This window comes from Streptomyces sp. NPDC002044 (assembly GCF_040296725.1).
GTDB classification, from domain to species: domain Bacteria; phylum Actinomycetota; class Actinomycetes; order Streptomycetales; family Streptomycetaceae; genus Streptomyces; species Streptomyces antarcticus.
The window spans coordinates 26241-42183 of sequence record NZ_JBEOXU010000033.1 but is presented as its reverse complement, the minus strand read 5'-3'; the positions used below and the strand labels follow the sequence as shown (position 1 = coordinate 42183).

Below are 15943 nucleotides of genomic sequence, written 5' to 3'. Positions count from 1 at the left end.
CGCCTCCCGGCGCGGGAGCGGCGGCGGCAGCCGCGTACGGGGCCCTCAGGGCGTACGGGGGCGCTACGCGCCTTCCGCGCGGGAGCGCAGCGAGGCCGACAGCGGCTCCTGTATCCGGGCGCGCAGTTCCGCGGCCACGTCGGCCACGTCCAGCCGGCCCAGCTTCGCCGCCTCGACCAGATCGCCGAGCACCTCCGGCGAGGGCAGCTGCCTGGCTCCGGCGACGCGCAGGTACGAGCGGGTCGCGGCGGCGGCGTAGAACTCGTTCATCGGCGATTCCAGCGCCGGGCACACCGCGAGGGTGTGCAGGAACGCGGCAGCCCGCCACGCGGTGTCCGGGGCGGGCTGTTCGGGTACCAGGACGAGGTCGTTCTGGTGCCGGGCGACGGCGGCTGCGACCCCTGAGGGGTCCCACACCGCGGGATCGGACGGGAGATGGTGGGCCAGGGCGGTCCAGGCCCATTCCATGGTGATCTTCAATGGCCGAACCGCTCCTGGAAGTAGCCCCAGTGGTCGGCGAACTCCTCTATCCCGGAGAGGAAGTTCTTCCGGTCGTCGTCGAGTTCGCGTTCCGTGACCTCGGTGATCAGCGCGGTGACCGTCGTTCCCAGCGCCGCCGCGCGCGCCTTCAGGCGTTCGTGGAAGTCCTCGTCCAGGCGGATGGTGACGTGTCTCGACATCCCCCCACCGTACAGCGGGGGCGGGTGTACGCAGGAGGGCTACGGCAGAAGGGTGGCCCGGGACACAGGTCCCGGGCCACCCTGACGCGGCGGTCTCCGCCTTACTTGGCGGTGTCGGCCGTCTTGACCAGCTGGTCCTTGGTGACCGCGCCGACGTAGACCTTGCCGTCGTCCGTGATCAGGGCGTTGACCAGACGGGTCGACAGGACCCGGCCCTCGCCGAACGACCCGGAGACCTTCTCCCCGAGGGAGTTCAGGAACTGCTTGGCCTCCTTCGGGGTGTTCTTGTCGTTCTCCAGGTCCTTGAGGTTCGTGCCCGCGCCGGTGTCGATCCGGGCGACGGTCGCCCAGCCCTCGCCGAGGACCTTCACGTCGCCCTTGCCGTTCCCGCCGCCCGCCAGCTGGCCGAGGCCCGGGAAGGACTCCAGGGCCTTGAGGCCCTTGTCGTGGGCGTCCTTGCCGGCCGCCGGCCCGTCCGTGCCCTCGGTCAGCTTGGCGCCCTTGGGCGGGGTGAAGGCGAAGGTGCCGGCCGCCGGCTTGGTGAAGTCGATCTGGGTGAAGCCCGCGTCCGCGATCGGCTTGCCGCCCTGGGCGGAGAGCAGCTGCACGCGCAGCGGCACACCGTTCTTGGCATCCACCGCGATCTTGACCGAGCCGACCGTGGAGCCGGTCTGCTTGGGCTTGAGCACCAGCTGGTAGGCATCCCGGCCCGCCACCTGGGCGGTGTCGCCGACGCTGATGTCCGTGGTGGTTCCGGCGGCCTTCAGGACGTCCTGGGCCAGCTGCTGGGGCGAGACGCCGCCGAGGCGGTCGCCCGTCTTGTGCTCCTTGGCCTCGCCGGCGTTCTTCTCGTGGAAGACCTCGTTCGACTGGGAGTCGTATCCCCACACGTCGTTGCCGTTGTGGATGAGGCTGTACTCGTCCTTGCCGTCCAGGAAGGTCAGCTTCTGGCGGTCCGGGCCGTCGGCGGCGACGCGCACGGTGTGCGTGCCGTTCGCCAGCTGCGCGACCTTGTCCTCCGGGTTGGCCGAGCCGCCCGCGACGCCGCCGCCCCCGAGCAGCCCGGTCGCGAGCTTCGGCAGGCCCAGATCGGTGCTGATCTTGGCCGTGCCGGACAGCTGCTGTACGTCCGATGCCGCGATCTTCGCGATGAGTTCCTGCGCCGTCACCTTGGGCAGGTCGGGCCCCGCGGCGTTGGCGAAGGCCGGGACCATCGCGATGGTCGCCGCGGCCACACCTGCCACCGCGACCGGTACGCCGTACCGGGCGACCTTGCGAGAAGTCTTCGTGTTCGCTGCCATGTCAGTGCCCTGCCCTCTGTGTCGACGGCGGCGACCCCCGTGTCGCCGCGCTCACCCGATCTGGTGGGGTTGATGACTCCATCTGACCAAATCGACGGCTCCGGGGCGTCAGCCCCCGGACGCAATTGCGCGTACGACCGTGGGATGACACGACGCGGGCCCCCCTGCCCCGACCCGTAGGGGTCGACGGGGCGGAAGGGCCCGTTCCACAGCGCGGACCACGGCCGGGACCGCCGCCGCGGTGCGGCGGTCGTCGGCGCCGCGGCGGGGCGGCGTCAGCCGGCGCGGTGCACCACGGCATCGCACAGCTCTTCCAGGGCCGACTTCGCGAAGCACTCGGGCAGCGGCGCGAGCGTGGCGCGCGCGTCCTCCGCGTACCGGATGGTGTCGCGGCGGGCCTGCTCCAGGGCCGGGTGCGCCCGCAGCCGGGTCAGGACCTCGGTGTGCCGGGCGTCGTCCGTCAGGTCGCCGTCCAGGAGCCGTACGAGCTCCAGGTCCTCGGCGCGCCCGTCGCGGGCCGCGATCTCGCGCAGCCGCAGCACGGGCAGGGTGGGGATGCCCTCGCGCAGGTCGGTGCCCGGGGTCTTGCCGGACTCGTGCGCGTCGGAGGCGATGTCGAGGACGTCGTCGGCGAGCTGGAAGGCGGTGCCGAGGCGCTCGCCGTACTGGGTGAGGATGTCGACGACCGACTCGTCGGCGCCGGACATCAGCGCGCCGAAGCGGCCGGAGACGGCGATCAGCGAGCCGGTCTTGCCCGCGATGACGTCGAGGTAGTGGGCGACGGGGTCGCGGCCGTCGCGCGGGCCGGCCGTCTCCAGGATCTGGCCGGTCACCAGCCGCTCGAACGCCTCGGCCTGGATGCGCACGGCCTCGGGTCCGAGGTCGGCCAGGATGTGCGAGGCCCGGGCGAACAGGAAGTCACCCGTCAGGACGGCCACCGAGTTGCCCCAGCGGGCGTTCGCGCTGTCCACGCCGCGGCGTACGTCCGCCTCGTCCATGACGTCGTCGTGGTAGAGCGTCGCCAGGTGGGTGAGCTCGACCACCACGGCGGACGGCACGATCCCGGGGGCGTACGGATCGCCGAAACGGGACGCGAGCATCACCAGCAGCGGCCGGAACCGCTTGCCGCCGGCCCGCACGAGGTGCTGCGCGGCCTCGGTGATGAAGGGGACTTCGCTCTTGGTGGCCTCCAGCAGACCCGCCTCGACGGCGGCCAGTCCCGCCTGGACATCGGTCTCAAGAGCCTGGTCCCGCACGCTCAGTCCGAACGGCCCGACGACGGTCACGAGGGGTACTCCTGTCTGCTGACGATCACGCTGACGATCACATGGATTGTCGATGTGTCGCTGCCATCACTCAAGCCAGCGTATCCGGTCTGTTTTCGATCACGGAGAGCGCCTGTCCGGCCGCCACCCGCGCAGTGCCCGAAGGGCACCGGTATGTTCTTGTGGAGCCGATACAACCGGAGAATGTCTTTTGTCCAGAACTGCGTCCGACACAGACGAATCCCCGGACCCGGAGGCCGAGCAGCCGCCGCCCGAGGACGACCACGCCTTCCTCGGCCACCCCCGGGGTCTCGCCACCCTGTCCGGGCTGGAGGTCTGGGAGCGCTTCTCGTTCCTCGGCATGCAGGCCATCCTCGTCCTCTACTTCGCGGACACGGTGGCGAACGGCGGCCTGGGGATGAACCCGGGCACCGCGGCGTCCGTCTCCGCGGCCTACGGGACCATGGTCTACCTCGTCTCCGTCGCGGGCGGCTGGCTCGCCGACCGCATCCTCGGTTCCTACCGGGCCGTGCTGTGGGGCGGGATCCTGATCGCCTGCGGCCATTACGCCATGGCGGTCCCCACCGCCGCCATGACCTGGGTGGGCCTCGGCCTGATCAGCGCGGGAACCGGCCTGCTCAAACCCAATGTGGCCACCATGGTGGGCAAGCTGTACCGCACCGACGACGACCGGCGCGACGCCGGTTTCGCGCTCTACTACATGTCCATCAACATCGGCGCGTTCGCCGGACCCCTGATCACCGGCTGGCTCGGTGAGCACGAAGGCTGGCACTGGGGCTTCTCCGCGGCCGCCATCGGCATGACCTTCGGCCTGATCCAGTACGTCCTGGGCCGCCGGCACCTGGCCGGGCGCCGGCACTCCGCCGAGTTCCCCCTCGCGCCGGCCGCGATGCGCCGCGCCGTGTGGCGGATCGTCGCCGGGTGTGTCGCGTTCGCCGCGGCCGCCACCCTTCTGGCCCTCACCGGCCGGCTGACGATGGACCGCTTCGTCGACCTGCTCACCCTCGTCTCGGTGATCGCCCCGGCCGTCTACTTCGCCGTCATGTTCCGCAGTCCGCGGGTGACGGCGCAGGAGCGAGGCCGGCTGCGCCCGTACGTCGTCCTCTTCCTCGCCTCCGTCGCCTTCAACTTCATCCTCTTCCAGGCGTACTCCACGATGATGCTGCTGGCCTCGACCAACGCCCGCACCACCATCCTGGGCTTCGACTTCCCCGCGAGCTGGTACGCCTCCGCGCTCGGCGCCTTCGAGGTCGCGCTCGCCCCGGTCGTCGCCGCCCTGTGGGCCAGGATGGGCCCCCGCCAGCCGCACGCCTCCAACAAGATCGCCATCGGCGTGATCCTGGGCGGCCTGTCGTTCCTGCTGATGGTCATCCCGACCTCGGGGCACGACGGCGGCGCCTACCGGATGGCCGCCTGGTGGATCGTCGGCTCCTACCTGCTGCTCGGCCTCGGCGACGTCCTGCTGGAGACCTCCGGCATGTCGGCCACCACCAAGCTCGCCCCCGCGGCCTTCAGCAGCCAGACGATGGCCCTGTGGTTCCTCTCCCTGGCCCTGGCCAACGGCATCCAGGCCCAGGTCGTGAAGCTCTACGACCAGGTCTCCCACCCCGTGTACTTCGGCGTCAACGGCGCCGTCGCCGTGGCCGTCGGCCTGGCCGTCCTCGCGCTCGCACCCTGGCTGCGGCGCACGATGCACCCCGTCCACTGAGGCGATTGGCGACCCACTCCGATGATCATCCGTACCGATCTCCCGTACGAGACCACCCGCGAGGATGTCCGGATCCCGCTGTCCGACGGCGTCGAGCTCTACGCCCGGATCTGGCGCCCGGTGACGGACGGCCCCGTCCCCGCCCTGCTGGAGTACCTCCCCTACCGGCTCACCGACTGGACCGCGCCCCGCGACTGGCAGCGCCACCCCTGGTACGCGGGCCACGGCTACGCCTCGGTCCGGGTGGACGTGCGCGGCCACGGATGCAGCGGGGGCCGTCCCGGCGACGAGTACGACGCCCGGGAGCTGGCCGACGGGGTCGCCGTGGTCGAGTGGCTGGCGGCACAGCCGTGGTGCTCGGGCTCGGTGGGCATGTTCGGGATCTCCTGGGGCGGCTTCAACAGCCTCCAGATCGCCGCGCTCGGCCCCGAGGCGCTGAAGGCCGTCGTGACCGTGTGCTCGACCGACGACCGCTACGACAACGACGTGCACTACATGGGCGGCTCGGTGCTGGCCGTGGACATGCACGCCTGGGCGGCGACGATGCTGGCCTTCGCCGCGCGCCCGCCGGACCCGCTGTACGCGGGCGACGGCTGGCGGGAGCAGTGGCTGGACCGCCTGGAGGGCGTCGAGCCGCTCGTCCACACCTGGCTCTCGCACCAGACCCGCAACGACTACTGGCGCCACGGCAGCGTCTGCGAGGACTACGCGGCCGTCGGCGCGGCGGTCCTCGCGGTGGGCGGCTGGCACGACCCGTACCGGGACACCGTGCTGCGGCTGGTCGAGCACCTGCCCGCGGACCGGGTCCGGGGCCTGATCGGCCCGTGGTCGCACCAGTACCCCGACCGCGGGCTGCCGCCGGGCCCGGCGATCGGCTTCCTCCAGGAGACCCTGCGCTGGTGGGACCACTGGCTCAAGGGCGAGGACAACGGTGTGATGGACGAGCCGCTGCTGCGCTCGTGGATCAGCGACTCGCATCCGCCGGCCACCGTGTACGCGCAGCTGCCGGGCCGCTGGGTCGGCGAGAAGGCGTGGCCGTCCGCGTCGGTGATCCCCGTCCCGTACGGACTCCAGGGCGCGCCGGTCGAGGTCGCCTCGCCGCAGCACACCGGGCTGGACGCGGGCCGGTTCTTCCCGTTCGGCAACGACGCCGACCTGCCGCCGGACCAGCGCGAGGAGGACGCGAAGTCGGCCTGCTTCGAGTTCCCGGTGGGCGAGGGCGAGCCGGTGGAGATCCTGGGCCGCCCCGCGGTGACCCTGCGGCTGCGGCTGGACGTCCCGTACGGGCAGGTCGTGGCCCGGCTGTGCGACGTGGCCCCGGACGGCTCCTCGACGCTCGTCACGCGGGGCGCGCTGAACCTCTCCGCGCGCCACGGCCGGGACCGGGCCGTCCCGTGGCCGACGGGCGCGTACGAGGACGTCACCTTCGAGCTGAACGGCATCGGGCACGCCTTCGCGCCGGGCCACCGCATCCGCCTGTCGCTGTCCTCCGCGTACTGGCCGTGGATCTGGCCGCGGGCCGGCTCCGAGGCGGGCTGGACCCTGGACCCGGCGGGCAGCGAGGTGACCCTCCCGGTGCGGGCGCGGTCCGCCGGGGACGACGGGATCGTCTTCGGGGAACCGGAGCAGTCGGAGCCGCTGGGCGTGGTCTACCCGGACACGCTGGACGAGGCGCGGCCCGAGCGGCTGGTCGTACGGGACGTCGCGCGCGGGACGTGGCGGCTGGAGGTGGACCCGCGCTACGGGGGCACGCGGGTCTATCCGGACGGGCTGGAGTTCGGCGAGGACGCGGTGGAGGTGTACGAGATCCAGGAGGCGGACGCGCTGTCGGCGTCGACCCGGTCGGAGTGGAAGGTGCGGCTGCGCAGGCCCGACCTGGGCTGGGACGCGCGGGTCGAGACCCGGTCGGAGATCCGTTGCGACGAGGGCGGCTTCCTGACGTCGAACGAGGTGGTGTGCCGGGAGGGCGACGAGGTCGTCTTCCACCGCACGTGGGAACGCCGCCTCCCCCGCACGGCGGGCTGACGGGCCGCCGGGCCCCCGGGGCCCGCCCCGGGCTCTGTCCGTCAGGGGAAGAGGCGTTCCAGGACGACCGCGATGCCGTCGTCCTCGTTGGACAGCGTCACCTCGTCGGCCACCGCGACCAGCTCGCGGTGCGCGTTCGCCATCGCCACCCCCCGGGCGGCCCACGCGAACATCGGGATGTCGTTCGGCATGTCCCCGAACGCGATCGTCCCCGCCGCCGACGCCCCCAGGAACTCCGCCGCCCGGGCCAGCCCGCTGGCCTTGTCGATGCCCGGCGGCTGGAGTTCCACCGTGTGCTCGCCGGCCATGGTGACGTTCACCAGGTCGCCGACCACCGACCGCGCGAGGCGCGTCAGCTCGTCGTCGTCCAGCTCGGGGTGCTGGAGCAGCACCTTGTTGATCGGGGCCGACCACAGGTCCGACCTGCGCGGCACCCGGACGGTCGGCAGGTGGGGGTGCCACATCCGGTAGCCGGGCCCTATCAGCATCTCCGCGTCCACCCCCTCCTGGTTGACCGCCGCGTAGACCTCGCCGATCTCCGCCTCGATCTTGCCGAGGGCGATCTCGGCCAGCCCCCGGTCCATGGAGACGGAGTGCAGCAGGACCCCGCGCGCCGCGTCGTACACCTGGGCGCCCTGTCCGCACACCGCGAGCCCCGAATAGCCGAGGCCGTCCAGGACGTGGCGGACCTGCGGGACGGGGCGTCCCGTGACGATGATGTGGCGGGCCCCGGCGGCGCGGGCGGTGGCGAGTGCCTGGTGGGAGCGGTCGGAGACGGTGTCACCGGCGCACAGCAGAGTCCCGTCCAGGTCGGTGGCGATCAGGTCAAAGAGGAGGGCGGAAGTCACGGCGCCAAGGATACGGACCCCGTTGGACAAGTCCTACAAATAGCGCCCGAATCCGGCCTCCCGCAGGCATCATCAGCCACGTAACGTGTCAACCAGCCCCCGGGACACCCCCGGACCGCGTCGAAAGCGAGGCAGCAACCCATGCCCCAGCAGAGCCCCCTCGATGTCCCCGAGGGCGACCCGTTCGGGCCGCATAACCTCCCCTACGGCGTCTTCTCCACCGCCGGGGAGAGCCGCCGCCGGATCGGTGTGCGCATCGGCGGGCACGTCCTCGACGCGGGGGCGGCCGCCGCCGCGCTCGGCTCCCCGTACGCCGGACTGCTCGGGCAGCCCTCCCTCAACCCGCTGCTGGCCGCCGGGCGCACCGCCTGGCGCGACGTGCGCCGCGCGCTGACCGCCTGGGTCACCGACCCCGGCCACCGCCCGGCCGTGGAGCCGCACCTGCTGTCCCTGGACGCGGTCGAGCTGCACCTGCCGTACGAGGTCGCCGACTACGTCGACTTCTACGCCAGCGAGCACCACGCCACCAACGTCGGGAAGATCTTCCGCCCGGACGGGGACGCGCTGACCCCCAACTGGAAGCATCTGCCGATCGGTTACCACGGCCGCGCCGGCACGATCGTCGTCTCCGGCACGGACGTCGTACGGCCCTGCGGGCAGCGCAAGGCCCCGTCCGACCCGGCGCCCGTGTTCGGCCCGTCCGTCAAGCTCGACATCGAGGCCGAGGTGGGCTTCGTCGTCGGCGCCCCCTCGGAGCTGGGCCGCCCGGTGGCGCTGGGCGAGTTCGAGGACCACGTCTTCGGTCTCTTCCTCCTCAACGACTGGTCGGCGCGCGACGTGCAAGCCTGGGAGTACGTGCCGCTCGGCCCGTTCCTCGGCAAGTCCTTCGCCACCTCCGTCTCCGCCTGGGTCACGCCGCTGGAGGCCCTGGACGCCGCCCGCGTCGCCCCTCCGGCCCGGGACTTCCCGCTCCTGCCGTACCTCGACGACGCGGGCAGCGACCGGCCCGGCGGCTTCGACCTGCACCTCACGGTCTCCATCAACGGGCAGGAGGTCTCGCGGCCGCCGTTCGCCTCGATGTACTGGACGGCCGCCCAGCAGCTCGCCCACATGACCGTCAACGGCGCCTCCCTGCGCACCGGCGACGTCTACGGCTCCGGCACCGTCAGCGGCCCGGACGTGGACCAGCGCGGCTCCCTGCTGGAGCTCACCTGGAACGGCCGCGACGCCATCGAACTCGCCGACGGCAAGCGGACGTTCCTGGAGGACGGCGACACCGTCACCCTCACCGCCTGGGCCCCGGGCCCCGACGGCACCCGCGTGGGCCTCGGCGAGGTCACGGGCCGCATCACCGCCTCCCGCTAGCGGGCGCGGGCGTCGGGGCGGTCCGGCTCCCGACGCCCCCTCACCCGACGCCCCGTCACGCGGGCCGCACCCCTTTGGGCGCGGCCCGCGTGCGGCGCGCGCGGGGGGCCGGGATGGTGGACGGACGGATCGGGAACCCGTACCCCGTACCCCCACCCGGAGGAGCCGCCATGCCCGTACGCAGCCTGAAGACCGCGCTCGCCTGCGCCGCCGCCGTGTCGCTCGGCCTGGCCGCCGTGACCCCGGCGCACGGCGTCGAGGGACCCGCGCCCGACCCGCGGGACCACAGGGCGATGAAGGACATGGCGACGGCGATCCGGGCGACGGCCAGGTACGTGGACGAACGCGCGGCGCTCAGGGACGGGTACGTCCCGAAGGGCGAGACCTGCATGACCAACCCGTTCGGCGTCGGCGCCATGGGCTACCACTACGTCAAACAGGCCAACTGGGGGTCCATGGACCCCGCGAAGCCCACCGCGCTCCTCTACAGCACCGAGAAGGACCGCCACGGCCGCCGCGCGCTCCAGACCGTGGAGTGGATGGCGACGGACGGGGACCAGGACCTGAAGACCGCCGGCGACCGGCCGAGCATGTTCGGGCTGCCGTTCGACGGGCCCATGCCGGGCCACTGGGCGGGCATGCCCAAGCACTACGACCTGCACATGTGGGCGTACAAGAAGAACCCGGCCGGCCGCTTCCACAACTGGAACCCCGCGCTGACCTGCCCGAAGAAGACCCCGGCGGCGGGCGGCACCGGCCACGCGCACGGGCACTAGCCCGCTCCGACCGATGACGTCAAGTGCCTCCCGCATATGACTCACCCGAAGGACGGTGTCCCGCGGATTCCCGGCGATACGCTGGTCGCACTCGCAAGACTCCGCCTCATGGGAGCACTGATGAGCGTCGAATCCGCAGCGCCGCAGCCTGAACCGGAGCCAGGGCCTTGCTGGCCGATCCCGCCGGCAGGCGGCTGGTCTGCCGACGACCTGGACACGCTTCCGAATCTGCCTCCGCACACGGAGCTGATCGACGGGAGCCTGATCTTCGTGAGTCCGCAGACCCGCTTTCACTGGCGCGCGGTCAGTTTCCTCGAAAGTCGGCTGCGATCCGCAGCCCCGGAAGGACTGGAGGTCATGCGGGAGTTCACCATCGATATCGATCGCCACAATCGACCCGAACCGGATGTGATCGTCGTACCGGAGGAGCCCTACGAGGATCTGGATCAGACCCGTCTTCCTGCGGAATCCGTTCGGCTCGCCATCGAAGTCGTGTCTCCCGAATCAGTCTCCCGTGATCGTGAGAGCAAGCCGTTGAAGTATGCCCGGGCAGGGATCCCCCACTTCTGGCGCGTGGAGAATACGGACGGCCGGGCCGTGGTCTACGTCTACGAGCTCGATCCCGCCACCCAGAAGTACGTCGCCACCGGGATCTTCCACGACCGCCTGAAGGTCTCCGTGCCCTTCCCCGTCGATCTGGATCTCAGCGCCATCACACCGAAGCGCAAGCGCCCCGAGTAGGCCGCAGGGCCCGGTCCCCCGAAGGCCGAAGGGGGCCGGGCCCTGCGCCGTACCGGGACGGGTCAGCGGACGAACGTGCTCGCCTGCCCGGCCAGTTCCAGGAAGTACTGCGGGGCCACGCCCAGCACCAGCGTGACCGCGACGCCCACCGCGATGGTGGTCATCGTCAGCGGCGAGGGCACGGCCACCGTCGGGCCGTCGGCCTTCGGCTCGCTGAAGAACATCAGCACGATCACCCGGACGTAGAAGAACGCGGCGATCGCGGACGAGATGACGCCCACTACGACCAGCGCCCCCGCGCCGCTCTCCGCGGCCGCCTTGAACACGGCGAACTTCCCGGAGAAGCCCGACGTCAGCGGGATGCCGGCGAAGGCCAGCAGGAACACGGCGAAGACCGCCGCGGTCAGCGGCGAACGCCGCCCCAGACCCGCCCACTTGGACAGGTGCGTGGCCTCGCCGCCCGCGTCGCGCACCAGCGTGACCACCGCGAAGGCGCCGATCGTCACGAAGGAGTACGCGCCCAGGTAGAACAGGACGGACTTGACACCCTCCGCCGAGGTCGCGATGACACCGGCCAGGATGAAGCCCGCGTGCGCGATCGAGGAGTACGCCAGCAGCCGCTTGACATCCGTCTGGGTCACGGCGATCACCGCGCCCGCCAGCATCGTCACGATCGCGACGCCCCACATCACCGGCCGCCAGTCCCAGCGCAGACCCGGCAGGACCACGTAGAGGAGGCGCAGGAGGGCGCCGAAGGCGGCCACCTTCACCGCCGCGGCCATGAAGCCGGTGATCGGGGTCGGGGCGCCCTGGTAGACGTCCGGGGTCCACATGTGGAAGGGGACCGCGCCGACCTTGAAGAGCAGGCCCATCAGGATCAGCGCGCCGCCGATCAGCAGCAGCGCGTCGTTGCCCATGGTGGAGGCCAGCGCCGGGTCGATCTTGGTGACCGTGCCGTCGACCACGTCGGCGATCACGGCGTACGAGACCGAGCCCGCGTACCCGTAGAGCAGCGCGATGCCGAAGAGGAGGAACGCGGAGGAGAAGGCTCCCAGCAGGAAGTACTTCACCGCGGCCTCCTGCGACATCAGCCGGTGGCGGCGGGCGACGGCGCAGAGCAGGTAGAGCGGGAGGGAGAAGACCTCCAGCGCGATGAACAGTGTCAGCAGGTCGTTGGCCGCGGGGAAGATCAGCATTCCGGCGACGGCGAACAGTGCCAGCGGGTAGACCTCGGTGGTGGTGAAGCCCGCCTTCACGGCGGCCTTCTCGCTCTCGCTGCCCGGTACGGACGCCGCCTGGGCGGCGAAGGAGTCCACCCGGCTGCCGTGCGCCTCCGGGTCGAGCCGCCGCTCGGCGAAGGTGAACACCGCCACGATCGAGGCCAGCAGGATCGTGCCCTGGAGGAACAGCGCCGGGCCGTCCACGGCGATGGCGCCCATGGCGGCGACCTGCGCCTTCGTGCTCCCGTACCCGCCGGCGGCGAGGCCGACGACCGCCGCGAAGGCGGACGCCAGCGCGGCGACGGCGAGGAACACCTGCACGTAGTAGCGGGACTTGCGGGGCACGAAGGCCTCGACGAGGACTCCGAGGATCGCCGCGCCCACCACGATCAGCGTGGGCGCGAGCTGCGCGTATTCGATGACCGGCGTCGGGATCCGGTCGGCCGGCCCCTCGGCCGCCAGCGCCCACAGACCCTGGGCAGCAGTCGCGGTACTCACTTGGCCGCCTCCCCATTCTTCGCAGGCACGGCCTCGACGGCCACTTCGGGCGCCGGGTCCGTCTGCTTCACGTCGGACATGGTGTGCTGCACCGCCGGATTGACGATGTCGGTCAGCGGCTTCGGGTAGACGCCCAGTCCGATCAGCAGCACGATCAGCGGCGCGACCACCAGCACTTCGCGCAGGTGCAGGTCCGGCATGGCGCGGACCTCTTCCTTCACCGGGCCGGTCATCGTGCGCTGGTAGAGCACCAGCGTGTAGAGCGCGGCCAGCACGATGCCGGTCGTGGCGATGATGCCGACGACCGGATACCGGGAGAACGTGCCGACCAGGACCAGGAACTCGCTGACGAAGGGCGCGAGGCCCGGCAGCGAGAGGGTGGCGAGGCCGCCGATCAGGAAGGTGCCGGCGAGGACCGGGGCCACCTTCTGGACGCCTCCGTAGTCGGCGATGAGCCGCGAACCGCGCCGCGAGATCAGGAACCCGGCCACCAGCATCAGCGCCGCCGTCGAGATCCCGTGGTTGACCATGTAGAGCGTCGCCCCGGACTGGCCCTGGGAGGTCATCGCGAAGATGCCCAGGATGATGAAGCCGAAGTGCGAGATCGAGGCGTACGCGACCAGCCGCTTGATGTCCCGCTGGCCGACCGCGACCAGCGCGCCGTAGACGATGCTGATCAGGGCCAGGACCAGGACCACCGGCGTGGCCCACTTGCTGGCCTCGGGGAAGAGCCCGAGGCAGAAGCGGAGCATCGCGAAGGTGCCGACCTTGTCGACGACCGCGGTGATCAGGACGGCGACCGGGGCGGTGGCCTCGCCCATCGCGTTCGGCAGCCAGGTGTGCAGCGGCCACAGCGGGGCCTTCACCGCGAAGGCGAAGAAGAAGCCGAGGAACAGCCACCGCTCGGTGTTGGTCGCCATGTCGAGCGTGCCCGCGGCGCGGGCGGCGGTGATCTCCTGGAGCGAGAAGTTCCCGGCGACCACGTAGAGCCCGATGACGGCGGCCAGCATGATCAGGCCGCCGGCCAGGTTGTAGAGGAGGAACTTGACGGCCGCGTACGAGCGCTGCGCGGCCGCCTTCTCGTCCGAACCGGAGTGCGCCCGGTCGCCGAAGCCGCCGATGAGGAAGTACATCGGGATGAGCATGGCTTCGAAGAAGATGTAGAAGAGGAAGACGTCGGTGGCCTCGAAGGAGATGATCACCATCGCCTCGACCAGCAGGATCAGGGCGAAGAAGCCCTGCGTCGGCCGCCAGCGGGACGAGGAGGTCTCCAGAGGGTCGGCGTCGTTCCAGCCGGCCGCGATCACGAAGGGGATCAGCAGCGCGGTGAGCGCGATGAGCACCACCCCGATGCCGTCGACCCCCAGCTCGTAGCGGACGCCGAAGTCGGCGATCCAGGCACGGGACTCGGTCAGCTGGTAGCGGTCGCCACCGGGCTCGAAACGGATCGCCACGAGCACGGCCAGGGCCAGGGTCGCCAGCGAGAACAGCAGCGCGAGCCACTTGGCGAACGTCCGGCGGGCGGCCGGGACGGCCGCCGTGAGGATCGCGCCGACCGCGGGCAGCGCCGCCGTCACCGTCAGAAGCGGGAAATTCATCTCACACCGCCCTCATCAGCAGGGTCGCGGCGATCAGGATCGCCGTGCCCCCGAACATCGAGACCGCGTAGCTGCGGGCGTAGCCGTTCTGGAGCTTGCGCAGCCGGCCCGACAGCCCGCCGACTCCGGCGGCCGTCCCGTTGACCACTCCGTCGACCAGGCTGTGGTCCACGTACACGAGGGAACGGGTCAGGTGCTCCCCGCCGCGCACCAGCACGGCGTGGTTGAAGTCGTCCTGGTAGAGATCCCGGCGGGCGGCCCGGGTGAGGACCGAACCGCGCGGGGCGACCACCGGGACGGGCCGCCGGCCGTACATCGACCAGGCGACGGCGACACCGGCCGCCAGGACGACCATGGTGGCCGCGGTCACCGTCAGGGCGCTGACCGGCGGGTGGCCGTGCGCGTAGCCCGTGACGGGCTCCAGCCAGTTCACGAAGCGGTCCCCGATGCTGAAGAAGCCTCCCGCGAAGACGGAGCCGAAGGCGAGCAGGACCATGGGGATGGTCATCGACTTCGGGGACTCGTGCGGGTGCGGCATCTCCCCGGAGGCGGTCGGCTGCCAGCGCTTCTCGCCGAAGAAGGTGAGGATCATGACGCGGGTCATGTAGAACGCGGTGATGCCGGCGCCCAGCAGGGTGACCCCGCCGAGGATCCAGCCCTGGGTGCCGCCCTTGGCGAAGGCCGCCTCGATGATCATGTCCTTGGAGAAGAAGCCGGACAGGCCGGGGAAGCCGATGATCGCCAGGTAGCCGAGACCGAAGGTCACGAAGGTGACCGGCATGTACTTCCGCAGGCCGCCGTACTTGCGCATGTCGACCTCGTCGTTCATCCCGTGCATCACGGAACCCGCGCCGAGGAACAGGCCGGCCTTGAAGAAGCCGTGCGTGACCAGGTGCATGATCGCGAAGACGTAGCCGATGGGGCCGAGGCCCGCGGCGAGGATCATGTAGCCGATCTGCGACATCGTCGAGCCCGCGAGGGCCTTCTTGATGTCGTCCTTCGCGCAACCGACGATCGCACCGAAGAGGAGCGTGACCGCGCCGACGACGGTGACCACCAGCTGGGCGTCGGGCGCCCCGTTGAAGATGGCGCCCGAGCGGACGATCAGGTAGACGCCCGCGGTGACCATGGTGGCGGCGTGGATCAGGGCCGAGACCGGGGTCGGGCCCTCCATCGCGTCGCCGAGCCAGGACTGCAGCGGCACCTGCGCCGACTTGCCGCAGGCGGCCAGCAGCAGCATCAGGCCGATCGCCGTCAGCGTGCCCTCCGACGTCTCGCCGACCGCGCCGAGCACCGGGCCGAAGGCGAAGGTGCCGAACGTGGTGAACATCAGCATGATCGCGATCGACAGGCCGATGTCGCCGACGCGGTTGACCAGGAACGCCTTCTTCGCGGCGGTGGCCGCGCTGGGCTTGTGCTGCCAGAAACCGATCAGGAGGTACGAGGCGAGGCCGACGCCCTCCCAGCCGAAGTACAGCAGAAGGTAGTTGTCGGCGATGACGAGCAGCAGCATCGCCGCGACGAACAGGTTCAGGTAGCCGAAGAAGCGGCGGCGGCGCTCGTCGTGCTCCATGTACCCGATCGAGTACACGTGGATGAGCGTGCCCACCCCGGAGATGAGCAGGACGAACGTCATCGACAGCTGGTCGAGCTGGAACGCGATGTCGGCCTGGAAGCCTTCCACCGGAATCCAGCGGAACAGGAACTGGTGCAGGGTGCGGTCCTCGGCGCCGCGCCCCAGCATGTCGGCGAACAGCGCGACCCCGATGCCGAAGGACACGGCCGCGAACAGCGTGCCGATCCAGTGGCCGGTCTTGTCGAGGCGCCGGCCGCCGCAGAGCAGCACCACCGCTCCGAGCAGGGGCGCCGCCACCAGCAGCGCAATCAGATTCTCCAC

Annotated in this window: 13 protein-coding genes; 5 read left to right on the top strand and 8 right to left on the bottom strand. The window is 71.2% G+C overall.

Going from position 1 to position 15943, the window contains the following annotated elements; all coding sequences use genetic code 11:
• Window positions 1-63: 63 nt before the first annotated feature.
• The 4 genes from ABT106_RS11760 to ABT106_RS11745 all read right to left on the bottom strand — a co-directional run bounded on the left by ABT106_RS11760 (window position 64) and on the right by ABT106_RS11745 (window position 3267).
• Entirely contained in the window at window positions 64-480 is a 417-nt protein-coding gene (locus ABT106_RS11760) for a hypothetical protein (protein ID WP_351275526.1), read from the bottom strand.
• Window positions 477-680, bottom strand: coding sequence for a YlcI/YnfO family protein (locus tag ABT106_RS11755; protein ID WP_351275524.1), 204 nt, complete (start codon window positions 678-680; stop codon window positions 477-479). The genes ABT106_RS11760 and ABT106_RS11755 overlap by 4 nt, the downstream gene beginning before the upstream one ends.
• A gap of 101 nt (window positions 681-781) precedes the next feature.
• A complete protein-coding gene (locus ABT106_RS11750) occupies window positions 782-1981 on the bottom strand; it encodes a LolA family protein (protein WP_351275522.1) in 1200 nt (399 codons plus the stop codon).
• A 275-nt stretch (window positions 1982-2256) separates the two neighbouring features.
• Complete coding sequence (locus ABT106_RS11745) at window positions 2257-3267, bottom strand: polyprenyl synthetase family protein (RefSeq protein WP_351275520.1); 1011 nt, start codon at window positions 3265-3267, stop codon at window positions 2257-2259.
• Between the two features lie 190 nt (window positions 3268-3457).
• Here ABT106_RS11745 and ABT106_RS11740 point away from each other — a divergent pair, with 190 nt between their 5' ends.
• Both ABT106_RS11740 and ABT106_RS11735 read left to right on the top strand, forming a co-directional pair.
• Complete coding sequence (locus tag ABT106_RS11740; protein WP_351275518.1) at window positions 3458-4975, top strand: peptide MFS transporter; 1518 nt, start codon at window positions 3458-3460, stop codon at window positions 4973-4975.
• A gap of 21 nt (window positions 4976-4996) precedes the next feature.
• The gene (locus tag ABT106_RS11735; protein WP_351275516.1) at window positions 4997-7000 is read left to right on the top strand and encodes a CocE/NonD family hydrolase; all 2004 of its coding nucleotides are present in this window, start codon (window positions 4997-4999) and stop codon (window positions 6998-7000) included.
• A gap of 41 nt (window positions 7001-7041) precedes the next feature.
• On the opposite strand, the gene ABT106_RS11730 is transcribed toward ABT106_RS11735, so the two are convergent.
• Complete coding sequence (locus ABT106_RS11730; protein WP_351275514.1) at window positions 7042-7848, bottom strand: HAD family hydrolase; 807 nt, start codon at window positions 7846-7848, stop codon at window positions 7042-7044.
• 141 nt (window positions 7849-7989) lie between these two features.
• Between ABT106_RS11730 and fahA the strand changes: the two genes are divergently transcribed.
• The 3 genes from fahA (at window position 7990) to ABT106_RS11715 (ending at window position 10730) form a co-directional block, all read left to right on the top strand.
• A complete protein-coding gene (fahA, locus tag ABT106_RS11725) occupies window positions 7990-9213 on the top strand; it encodes a fumarylacetoacetase (protein WP_351275512.1) in 1224 nt (407 codons plus the stop codon).
• Between the two features lie 170 nt (window positions 9214-9383).
• Window positions 9384-9989, top strand: coding sequence for a hypothetical protein (locus ABT106_RS11720; protein WP_351275510.1), 606 nt, complete (start codon window positions 9384-9386; stop codon window positions 9987-9989).
• 108 nt (window positions 9990-10097) lie between these two features.
• On the top strand, window positions 10098-10730 hold the full coding sequence (locus ABT106_RS11715; protein ID WP_502979314.1) for a Uma2 family endonuclease: 633 nt from the start codon (window positions 10098-10100) through the stop codon (window positions 10728-10730).
• A 62-nt stretch (window positions 10731-10792) separates the two neighbouring features.
• Here ABT106_RS11715 and nuoN read toward each other — a convergent pair whose 3' ends face one another.
• The 3 genes from nuoN to nuoL are packed head-to-tail and all read right to left on the bottom strand — an operon-like array spanning window position 10793 to window position 15943.
• Complete coding sequence (gene nuoN / locus ABT106_RS11710; protein WP_502979315.1) at window positions 10793-12421, bottom strand: NADH-quinone oxidoreductase subunit NuoN; 1629 nt, start codon at window positions 12419-12421, stop codon at window positions 10793-10795.
• Between the two features lie 23 nt (window positions 12422-12444).
• Entirely contained in the window at window positions 12445-14046 is a 1602-nt protein-coding gene (locus ABT106_RS11705) for an NADH-quinone oxidoreductase subunit M (protein WP_351275506.1), read from the bottom strand.
• Window position 14047: 1 nt separating this feature from the next.
• The gene (gene nuoL / locus ABT106_RS11700; RefSeq protein ID WP_351275504.1) at window positions 14048-15943 is read right to left on the bottom strand and encodes an NADH-quinone oxidoreductase subunit L; all 1896 of its coding nucleotides are present in this window, start codon (window positions 15941-15943) and stop codon (window positions 14048-14050) included.